The following is a 10976-nucleotide window of genomic DNA, read 5'->3' as shown; positions in this document are numbered from 1 at the left end:
ACGCCCCCCCCCCCGCCCCCCCCCGCCCCCCCCCCCCCCCCCCCCCCCCCCCCCCCCCCCGCCCCCCCCCCCCCCCCCCCCCCCCCCCCCCCCCCCCCCCCCCCCCGCGAAGAAGCCAGTGAAAATGCCAGGATTTAAACCCGCTTCTGGCAGCCTGCCACATCTCCCCACCGCCCCCGCCTTTGTGATAACATCCGGCAGTTTCCAAGACCGCCCAGCATGGCGGCCTTCATTGCGCAGATCCATGGCACAACTCATTGATTTGTCGTAAGTCGTCGCACCCTTATGCGCTGCGGCGGCGAGCTTCGTTCGGCCCTTGATGGAGCTGCGAAGTTTCACCAGAAAAAGGAATCAGGCTTCTCATGGGCGAACTGGCCAAAGAAATCCTCCCGGTCAATATCGAAGACGAACTGAGACAGTCTTACCTCGACTACGCGATGAGCGTGATTGTCGGGCGAGCGCTGCCCGATGCGCGTGACGGCTTGAAGCCCGTGCATCGTCGCGTTCTCTATGCGATGAGCGAACTGGGCAACGACTGGAACAAGCCGTACAAGAAATCCGCCCGTGTGGTCGGTGACGTGATCGGTAAGTACCACCCGCACGGCGACACTGCGGTCTACGACACCATCGTGCGTATGGCCCAGCCGTTCTCGCTGCGCTACCTGCTGGTCGACGGCCAGGGCAACTTCGGTTCGGTGGACGGCGACAACGCCGCAGCCATGCGATACACCGAAGTGCGCATGACCAAGCTGGCTCACGAGCTGCTGGCCGACCTGCACAAGGAAACCGTCGACTGGGTGCCCAACTACGACGGCACCGAGCAGATCCCGGCGGTCATGCCGACCCGTATTCCCAACCTGCTGGTCAACGGTTCCAGCGGTATCGCCGTGGGCATGGCGACCAACATCCCGCCACACAACCTCGGTGAAGTCATCGACGGTTGCCTGGCGCTGATCGACAACCCGGAAGTCACCATCGATGAGCTGATGCAGTTCATCCCGGGCCCGGACTTCCCGACTGCCGGTATCATCAACGGTCGCCAGGGCATCATCGAGGCCTATCGTACCGGTCGTGGCCGCATCTACATGCGCGCCCGTTCCGAAGTCGAAGACATCGACAAGGTCGGTGGCCGCCAGCAGATCGTCGTGACCGAGCTGCCGTACCAGCTGAACAAGGCGCGCCTGATCGAAAAGATCGCCGAGCTGGTAAAAGAGAAGAAGATCGAAGGCATCACCGAGCTGCGCGACGAGTCCGACAAGGACGGTATGCGCATCGTCATCGAGCTGCGTCGCGGCGAGGTGCCGGAGGTGGTGCTCAACAACCTCTACCAGCAAACCCAGCTGCAGAGCGTATTCGGCATCAACGTGGTGGCCCTGATCGACGGCCGTCCGCGCCTGCTCAACCTCAAGGACCTGCTTGAAGCGTTCGTCCGTCACCGCCGTGAAGTGGTGACCCGCCGTACCGTGTTCGAGCTGCGCAAGGCCCGCGAGCGTGGCCACATCCTTGAAGGGCAAGCGGTTGCGCTGTCCAACATCGACCCGGTCATCGCCCTGATCAAGGCCTCGCCGACGCCGTCCGAAGCCAAGGAAGCCCTGGTTTCCACGCCTTGGGAGTCCAGTGCCGTGCAGGTCATGGTCGAGCGCGCGGGCGCCGATTCCTGCCGCCCTGAAGACCTGCCGGAGCAGTACGGCCTGCACGATGGCAAGTACTTCCTGTCGCCGGAACAGGCCCAGGCCATTCTTGACCTGCGCCTGCACCGCCTGACCGGCCTGGAGCACGAGAAGCTGCTGGCCGAGTACCAGGAAATCCTCGAGCAGATCGGCGAGCTGATCCGCATCCTCAGCAGCGCCGAGCGCCTGATGGAAGTGATCCGCGAAGAACTGGAAGCCATCCGCGCCGAATACGGCGATGCCCGTCGTACCGAAATCCTCAATGCCAGCCACGACCTCAACTACGGCGACATGATCCCGGAAGAAGAGCGCGTGGTTACCATCTCCCACGGTGGTTATGCCAAGACCCAGCCATTGTCGGCCTACCAGGCCCAGCGCCGTGGCGGTAAAGGCAAGTCGGCTACCGGCGTGAAGGACGAGGACTACATCGAGCACCTGTTGGTCGCCAACAGCCACGCCACCCTGTTGCTGTTCTCCAGCAAGGGCAAGGTGTACTGGAAGAAAACCTACGAAATCCCTGAAGCGTCCCGCGCTGCCCGTGGTCGCCCGTTGGTCAACCTGCTGCCGCTGGAGGAGGGTGAGCGCATCACCGCCATGCTGCAGATCGACCTCGAAGCGCTGCAGCAGAACGCCGACCTCGACGAAGAGCTGGAAGACGCTGAAGACACCGTGCTCGAGGGTGAGCTGGTAGAGCCCGAGGAAGTCGACGAAGAAGACGGCGACACGCCTGAGTGGGTTGCAGAGCCGACCGGCGCGTACATCTTCATGGCCACCGCCTCCGGTACCGTCAAGAAGACCCCGCTGGTGCAGTTCGCCCGTCCGCGCTCCAACGGCCTGATCGCCCTGAAGCTGAAAGAAGGTGACACCCTGATTGCCGCGGCCATTACCGACGGCGCCAAGGAAGTCATGATGTTCTCCGACGCCGGCAAGGTCATCCGCTTCGCCGAAAGCGTAGTGCGCGAAATGGGCCGTACTGCCCGTGGCGTGCGTGGCATGAAGCTGGGTAAAGGTCAGCAGATCATTTCCATGCTGATCCCGGAGTCCGGTTCGCAGATCCTTACCGCTTCCGAGCGTGGCTTCGGCAAGCGCACCCCGCTGTCCAAGTTCCCGCGTCGCGGCCGTGGTGGCCAGGGCGTTATCGCCATGGGTACCAAAGGGCGCAACGGCTTGCTGATCGGTGCCATCCAGGTACAGGAAGGCGAGGAGATCATGCTGATCTCCGACCAGGGCACGCTGGTGCGCACGCGGGTTGGTGAGGTTTCCAGCCTGAGCCGTAACACCCAGGGTGTTACGCTGATCAAGCTGGCGGCTGACGAGACGTTGGTGGGCCTGGAGCGTATCCAGGAGCCGTCCGAGGACGAACTCGATGATGTGATCGAGACGGACGAGGAGGGCGTCGAGGCCGAAGCGCCAGACAATGATGAGGCTGCGGGTGCCGAAGAGGCGCCGCAGGAGTAAGCAAGTGTAAAACCCGAACGGGGCGACCAAGGTCGCCCCGTTTGACTGATAACTGCAGGCAATGCCTGGCCCGCTAGATTGTGGGATCTGCTTTTTGTGGGAGCGGCCTTGTGTCGCGAAAGGGCTGCAAAGCAGCCCCGGCAATTTATGCGTTGACGCTGAATGCGGGGGCCGCTTCGCGCCCCTTTCGCGACACAAGGCCGCTCCCACAAAAAGCGGTGCGTGGTACGCAAGTAATGATTTTGTTCTATTTGGCAGAGCGAGAGTGGATGTGAGCAAACGAGCCTTTAACTTCTGCGCAGGCCCTGCCGCGCTTCCTGACGCTGTGTTGCAGCGCGCCCAGGCCGAGATGCTGGACTGGAACGGCAAGGGCTTGTCGGTGATGGAAATGAGCCATCGCAGCGACGACTACGTGGCCATCGCCGAAAAGGCCGAGCAGGACCTGCGTGACCTGCTGTCCGTCCCCTCCAACTACAAGGTGCTGTTCCTGCAGGGCGGCGCCAGCCAGCAGTTCGCCGAAATCCCGCTGAACCTGCTGCCGGAAAACGGCACTGCCGACTACATCGAAACCGGCATCTGGTCGAAAAAGGCCATCGAGGAAGCGCGCCGCTTCGGCAACATCAACGTTGCTGCCAGCGCCAAGCCCTACGACTACCTGGCCATCCCGGGCCAGAACGAGTGGAACCTGAGCAAGAACGCCGCCTACGTGCACTATGCGTCCAACGAAACCATCGGCGGCCTGCAGTTTGACTGGGTGCCGCAAACCGGTGACGTGCCGCTGGTAGTCGACATGTCGTCCGACATCCTCTCGCGCCCCATCGATGTGTCGCAGTTCGGCCTGATCTACGCCGGCGCGCAGAAAAACATCGGCCCTAGCGGCCTGGTAGTGGTGATTGTGCGCGAAGACCTGCTGGGCCATGCCCGCAGCAGCTGCCCGACCATGCTCGACTACAAGGTTTCGGCCGACAACGGTTCGATGTACAACACCCCGGCCACGTATTCCTGGTACCTCTCGGGCCTGGTCTTCGAGTGGCTGAAAGAGCAGGGTGGCGTCGATGCCATGGAGCAGCGCAACCGCGCCAAGAAAGAGCGCTTGTATGGCTTTATCGACAACAGCGATTTCTACACCAACCCGATCAGCGTCAACGTCCGTTCGTGGATGAACGTGCCGTTCCGCCTGGCTGACGAGCGCCTGGACAAGGCCTTCCTCGCCGGTGCCGATGCCCGCGGGCTGCTCAACCTCAAGGGCCACCGTTCGGTGGGCGGCATGCGTGCCTCCATCTACAACGCCCTGGGCCTGGAGGCAGTTGAAGCGCTGGTTGGCTACATGGCTGAATTCGAGAAGGAGCACGGCTGATGTCCGAACAGGAGCTCAAGGCGCTGCGCGTGCGCATCGACAGCCTCGACGAGAAAATCCTCGAGCTGATCAGCGACCGCGCCCGTTGCGCCGAAGAAGTAGCCCGGGTCAAGACGGCCTCGCTGAAAGAAGGCGAGAAGCCGGTGTTCTACCGCCCCGAGCGTGAAGCCGCGGTGCTCAAACGCGTGATGGAGCGCAACAAGGGGCCGCTGGGCAACGAAGAGATGGCGCGGCTGTTCCGCGAAATCATGTCGTCGTGCCTGGCCCTTGAAGAGCCGCTGAAAATCGCCTACCTCGGCCCTGAAGGTACCTTCACCCAGGCTGCGGCCATGAAGCACTTCGGCCATGCGGTGATCAGCCGGCCGATGGCGGCCATCGATGAAGTGTTCCGCGAAGTGGCGGCCGGCGCCGTCAACTTCGGCGTGGTGCCGGTGGAAAACTCCACCGAAGGCGCAGTCAGCCACACCCTGGACAGCTTCCTTGAGCACGACATGGTGATTTGCGGCGAAGTCGAGCTGCGCATCCACCATCACCTGCTGGTAGGCGAGAACACCAAGACCGACAGCATTACCCGCATCTACTCCCACGCCCAGTCGTTGGCCCAGTGCCGCAAATGGCTGGATGCGCACTACCCGAACGTAGAGCGCGTGGCGGTATCGAGCAATGCCGAGGCGGCCAAGCGCGTCAAGGGCGAGTGGAATTCGGCGGCGATCGCCGGTGACATGGCGGCCAACCTGTATGGTTTGACCCGCCTGGCCGAAAAGATCGAAGACCGCCCGGACAACTCCACGCGCTTTTTGATGATCGGCCAGCAAGAAGTGCCGCCGACCGGCGACGACAAAACCTCGATCATCGTCTCGATGAGCAACAAGCCAGGTGCGCTGCACGAGCTGCTGGTGCCGTTCCACGAGAACGGCATCGACCTGACCCGCATCGAGACCCGCCCGTCGCGCAGTGGCAAGTGGACCTACGTGTTCTTCATCGACTTCGTAGGCCACCACCGCGACCCGCTGATCAAAGCGGTGCTGGAGCAGATCAGCCAGGAGGCTGTGGCGCTGAAGGTGCTGGGGTCTTATCCAAAGGCAGTGCTTTGATTCAAGGCCTTCGGGGCTGCTTTGCAGCCCTTCGCGGGCGCGCCCGCTCCCACAGGCAGCGGGTGATGCCGATCTCTGTGGGAGCGGGCATGCCCGCGAAGGGCCGCGCTGCGGCCCCAATGGCCCTAACAGGCTGTCTAGATTTCTGAACAGGGTTCGCACCAGTGGTAAATGCAGCAAAAACCAAACCCGCGCCAATCATCAACCGCCTGGTGGTGGTCGGCCTCGGCCTGATCGGTGGCTCCTTCGCCAAAGGCCTGCGTGAAAGCGGCCTGTGCCGCGAGGTGGTCGGTGTCGACCTGGATGCACCCTCGCGCAAGCAGGCCGTGGCCCTGGGCGTGGTCGACCGCTGTGAAGAAGACCTCGCCGCCGCCTGCGTGGGCGCCGATGTCATCCAGTTGGCCGTACCGATCCTGGCCATGGAAAAGGTCCTGGCACGCCTGGCCCGGCTCGACCTCGGCAACGCGATTATTACCGACGTCGGCAGTGCCAAGGGCAATGTCGTGCGTGAGGCGCGCGCGGTCTTCGGTCAGCGCCTGCCGCGTTTCGTTCCCGGCCACCCCATCGCCGGTTCCGAACAGAGCGGGGTAGAGGCCTCCAACGCCACCCTGTTCCGCCGCCACAAGGTCATTCTCACGCCGCTGGCCGAAACCGACCCCGCCGCGCTGGCCCTGGTCGACCGCCTGTGGCGTGCGCTGGGTGCCGATGTGGAGCACATGTCGGTCGAGCGCCACGACGAAGTGCTGGCCGCCACCAGCCACTTGCCGCACCTGCTGGCCTTTGGCTTGGTCGACTCGCTGGCCAAGCGCAATGAAAACCTCGAGATCTTCCGGTACGCTGCGGGAGGCTTCCGCGATTTCACAAGAATCGCCGGCAGCGACCCGACCATGTGGCATGACATCTTCCTCGCCAACCGCGACGCTGTCCTGCGCACGCTAGATACATATCGCAGCGATCTCGACGCCTTGCGCGACGCGATCGCTGAAGGGGATGGGCACCAGCTGCTGGGTGTATTCACCCGCGCACGGGTTGCCCGCGAGCATTTCAGTAAAATCCTGGCCCGCCGGGCCTATGTGGACGCTATGAACGCCAACGATCTGATTTTCCTGGCCCAACCGGGTGGCCGCCTGAACGGGCGCATTCGTGTACCGGGCGACAAGTCGATTTCCCACCGCTCGATCATGCTCGGCTCGCTGGCCGAAGGCACCACCGAAGTCGAAGGCTTCCTCGAAGGTGAAGACGCGCTGGCGACCCTGCAGGCATTCCGCGACATGGGTGTGGTCATCGAAGGCCCCAACCACGGTCGCGTAACCATTCATGGTGTTGGCCTGCACGGCCTCAAGCCGCCGCCCGGGCCGCTGTACGTCGGCAACTCCGGCACCTCGATGCGCCTGCTGTCGGGCCTGCTGGCCGGCCAGCCGTTCGATGTGACCATGACCGGTGACGCCTCGCTGTCCAAGCGCCCGATGAACCGTGTGGCCAACCCGCTGCGCGAAATGGGTGCGGTGGTCGAGACCGGCCCCGAAGGCCGCCCGCCACTGACCATTCGCGGTGGCCACAAACTCAAGGGTCTGACCTACACGCTGCCAATGGCCAGCGCCCAGGTCAAATCCTGCCTGCTGCTGGCCGGCCTGTACGCCGAAGGCAAGACCACCGTTACCGAGCCGGCACCGACCCGCGACCACACCGAGCGCATGCTGCGCGGTTTCGGCTATTCGGTCGACAGCAATGGCCCGGTGGCTTCGCTGCAGTCTGGCGGCAAGCTGACCGCCACCCGCATCGAAGTGCCGGCCGACATTTCCTCGGCGGCATTCTTCCTGGTAGCGGCGTCCATCGCTGAAGGCTCCGAGCTGGTGCTGGAGCACGTCGGCATCAACCCGACCCGTACCGGTGTCATCGACATCCTGCGCCTGATGGGCGGCGACATTACCCTGGAAAACCAGCGTGAAGTCGGCGGCGAGCCGGTGGCCGACTTGCGTGTTCGCGGTGCGAAGCTGAAAGGTATCGACATCCCGCAAGAGCTGGTGCCACTGGCCATCGACGAATTCCCGGTGCTGTTCGTGGCCGCTGCCTGTGCCGAAGGGCGTACCGTGCTGCGCGGTGCCGAAGAGCTGCGGGTGAAGGAGTCCGACCGTATCCAGGTGATGGCCGACGGCCTGATCACCCTGGGCATCAAGTGCGAACCGACCCCGGACGGTATCATCATCGACGGCGGCCAGTTGGGCGGTGGCGAGGTGCATGGCCACGGTGACCACCGTATCGCCATGGCCTTCAGCGTGGCCTCGCTGCGCGCCAGCGCGCCGGTCCGTATCCACGACTGCGCCAACGTCGCCACCTCGTTCCCCAACTTCCTGGCGCTGTGCGCTGAAGTGGGTATCCGCGTGGCGGAAGAGGGCAAGTCGTGAATTCGCAGGCGCCAGTCATCACCATCGACGGGCCAAGCGGCTCGGGCAAAGGCACGGTCGCCGGCCTGCTGGCCCGCGAGCTGGGCTGGAAGCTGCTGGACTCCGGCGCGCTGTACCGCTTGCTGGCGTTCAACGCCAGCAACCACGGCGTCGACCTGACCAACGAAGAGCTGCTGACCAAGCTTGCCGCCCATCTGGATGTGCAGTTCATTGCTGCCGAGCCCGGTAAGCTGCAACAGATCATCCTTGAGGGTGAGGACGTCAGCAACGTCATCCGCACCGAAACCGTCGGCGCCGGTGCGTCGATGGTGGCCTCGCTGCCGGCCGTGCGTGATGCCCTGCTGGTGCGCCAGCGCGAGTTCCGCGAAGCGCCGGGGCTGATCGCCGATGGCCGCGACATGGGCACCGTGGTGTTCCCGGACGCGCCGTTGAAGGTCTTCCTCACCGCCAGCGCGGAGGAGCGCGCACGTCGCCGCTACCTGCAGTTGAAGGGCAAGGGTGAAGATGTTAGTCTGTCGAGTCTGCTGGATGAGATTCGTGCGCGTGATGAACGCGATACCCAACGTGCAGTGGCCCCGCTGAAACCAGCGGCCGATGCCATTCAGTTGGATTCTACCGAGTTGTCCATCGAGCAGGTGTTGCAACGTATCAGGAGCGAGATCGCCCAGCGCGACCTTCTCTGATAGCCAGGAGAGCAGGCAGGTTCACCAGTCAACGTCTTGCCGGCTTTCCTTTACTTAAAACAGACCCACATTGTCTGGAATGTGGCGAGGGGCGTTTGTTTCGCCCGAATCTACAGGAATTAAAATGAGCGAAAGCTTTGCAGAACTCTTTGAAGAAAGCCTGAAAACCCTCAATCTTCAGCCGGGTGCCATCATCACCGGTATCGTTGTCGACATCGACGGCGACTGGGTTACCGTACACGCTGGCCTGAAGTCCGAGGGTGTCATCCCGCTCGAGCAGTTCTACAACGAAGCTGGCGAACTGACCATCAAGGTCGGTGACGAAGTTCACGTTGCGCTGGACGCGGTAGAAGACGGCTTTGGCGAAACCAAACTGTCCCGTGAAAAAGCCAAGCGCGCCGAGTGCTGGATTGTTCTGGAAGCAGCTTTCGCCGCCGAAGAAGTGGTCAAGGGCGTTATCAACGGTAAGGTTAAAGGCGGCTTCACTGTCGACGTTAACGGCATCCGTGCGTTCCTGCCGGGCTCCCTGGTTGATGTCCGCCCAGTGCGCGACACCACCCACCTCGAAGGCAAAGAGCTGGAATTCAAGGTCATCAAGCTGGACCAGAAGCGCAACAACGTTGTTGTTTCGCGTCGCAGCGTGCTGGAAGCCGAGAACTCCGCCGAGCGCGAAGCCCTGCTGGAAACCCTGCAGGAAGGCCAGCAAGTCAAAGGTATCGTCAAGAACCTCACCGACTACGGCGCATTCGTGGACCTGGGCGGTATCGACGGCCTGCTGCACATCACCGACATGGCCTGGAAGCGCATCAAGCACCCATCGGAAATCGTTAACGTTGGCGACGAAGTCGACGTACGCGTTCTGAAGTTCGACCGCGAGCGCAACCGCGTTTCGCTGGGTCTGAAGCAAATGGGCGAAGATCCGTGGGTAGCTATCACTGCCCGTTACCCAGAAGGTACTCGCGTACAAGCTCGCGTTACCAACCTGACCGACTACGGCTGCTTCGCTGAGCTGGAAGAAGGCGTTGAAGGTCTGGTACACGTTTCCGAAATGGACTGGACCAACAAGAACATCCACCCGTCGAAAGTCGTTCAGGTTGGCGACGAAGTGGAAGTCATGGTTCTGGACATCGACGAAGAGCGTCGTCGTATCTCCCTGGGCATCAAGCAGTGCAAGTCCAACCCATGGGAAGACTTCTCCGGCCAGTTCAACAAGGGTGACAAGATCACCGGTACCATCAAGTCGATCACCGACTTCGGTATCTTCATTGGTCTGGACGGCGGCATCGACGGCCTGGTTCACCTGTCCGACATCTCCTGGAACGAAACCGGCGAAGAAGCCGTACGTCGTTTCAAGAAGGGCGACGAGCTGGAAACCGTCATCCTGTCGGTCGACCCCGAGCGCGAGCGCATCTCCCTGGGCATCAAGCAGCTGGAAGACGATCCGTTCTCCAACTTCGTTGCTGTCAATGACAAGGGCGCTATCGTCAAGGGCATCGTGAAAGAAGTTGACGCAAAAGGCGCCATCGTCACCCTGGCCGACGACATCGAAGCCACTCTGAAAGCTTCCGAAATCAGCCGTGACCGCGTTGAAGACGCGCGTAACGTTCTGAAGGAAGGCGAAGAGATCGAAGCCAAGATCATCAGCGTTGACCGCAAGTCCCGCGTTATCAGCCTGTCGATCAAATCGAAAGACGACGCTGAAGAGCGCGAAGCTATCCAGAGCCTGAAAAACGCTCCGGAAGCTGCTGCCGACACCACCATGGCTGCGCTGCTGCGCGAAGCAATGGCCAAGCAGAACTGAGTTCTGTTTGATCGGTAAAAAGGGCGACCCTCGGGTCGCCCTTTTTTTGTGGTCTTATGGCGGTGGGGTGTTCGCCTTGAGGGATTTGTTGTCTGGGGGATCGAGCGCCGCCCGCGCGGCGCTTCGCGGGGCAAGTCGGATCGCCGCACCGCCGCTCCCACATTTGTTGCAACGTGGCCATGCCTGTTGGAAAGGCGTTGCCCGCCTTGGTGCATGTCTTGAGACAGGTGAGGCGGCAGCAGTGTCTATCTCCAAATCGAGGTGGGCCAACAAGGCTGTCAACTATGGCCTGACAGGTTCGGCACGTTGCAACAAATGTGGGAGCGGCGGTGCGGCGATCCGACTTGCCCCGCGAAGCGCCGCGCGGGCGGCGCTCGGTCTCTCAGGCGGTGCATTCTGCACGTCGGACGCAATCAGGCCAGTCCCGCACCCCCTTCGGCTAGACCATTCTTGCAAAACTTCAATCTTGATTTTTTTTATTAAGTCAAGAACCACCCTGTTCAAATCC

At 62.3% G+C, this 10976-nt stretch carries 6 protein-coding genes; all 6 read left to right on the top strand.

What is annotated here, in order from left to right:
• Positions 1-362: 362 nt before the first annotated feature.
• Positions 363-3128 (top strand): DNA gyrase subunit A, encoded by a 2766-nt coding sequence (gene gyrA, locus ACIQUI_RS23180; RefSeq protein WP_391125013.1) that lies wholly within the window; start codon positions 363-365, stop codon positions 3126-3128.
• A 271-nt stretch (positions 3129-3399) separates the two neighbouring features.
• A complete protein-coding gene (gene serC / locus ACIQUI_RS23175; RefSeq protein ID WP_403203011.1) occupies positions 3400-4485 on the top strand; it encodes a 3-phosphoserine/phosphohydroxythreonine transaminase in 1086 nt (361 codons plus the stop codon).
• Positions 4485-5579 carry a prephenate dehydratase gene (gene pheA / locus ACIQUI_RS23170; RefSeq protein ID WP_403203009.1) on the top strand — a complete coding sequence of 365 codons (1095 nt, stop codon included), beginning with the start codon at positions 4485-4487 and terminating at the stop codon, positions 5577-5579. Before serC ends, pheA begins: the two co-directional genes overlap by 1 nt.
• A gap of 197 nt (positions 5580-5776) precedes the next feature.
• A complete protein-coding gene (locus tag ACIQUI_RS23165; RefSeq protein WP_403203043.1) occupies positions 5777-7984 on the top strand; it encodes a bifunctional prephenate dehydrogenase/3-phosphoshikimate 1-carboxyvinyltransferase in 2208 nt (735 codons plus the stop codon).
• Complete coding sequence (cmk, locus tag ACIQUI_RS23160; protein ID WP_403203007.1) at positions 7981-8667, top strand: (d)CMP kinase; 687 nt, start codon at positions 7981-7983, stop codon at positions 8665-8667. The genes ACIQUI_RS23165 and cmk overlap by 4 nt, the downstream gene beginning before the upstream one ends.
• Positions 8668-8791: 124 nt before the next feature.
• Positions 8792-10468 (top strand): 30S ribosomal protein S1, encoded by a 1677-nt coding sequence (gene rpsA / locus ACIQUI_RS23155; protein WP_003252673.1) that lies wholly within the window; start codon positions 8792-8794, stop codon positions 10466-10468.
• Positions 10469-10976 lie beyond the last annotated feature (508 nt).

This window comes from Pseudomonas sp. NPDC090592, assembly GCF_044769185.1.
Lineage (GTDB): Bacteria > Pseudomonadota > Gammaproteobacteria > Pseudomonadales > Pseudomonadaceae > Aquipseudomonas.
Note: the sequence above shows the minus strand (reverse complement) of the source record. Positions and strands in the feature narration are given on the sequence as shown.

Bases quoted from the DNA above. Each gene is read 5' to 3' on its own strand.
- gyrA (WP_391125013.1), top strand. From the start codon at position 363: ATGGGCGAACTGGCCAAAGAAATCCTCCCGGTCAATATCGAAGACGAA.
- pheA (WP_403203009.1), top strand. From the start codon at position 4,485: ATGTCCGAACAGGAGCTCAAGGCGCTGCGCGTGCGCATCGACAGCCTC.
- rpsA (WP_003252673.1), top strand. From the start codon at position 8,792: ATGAGCGAAAGCTTTGCAGAACTCTTTGAAGAAAGCCTGAAAACCCTC.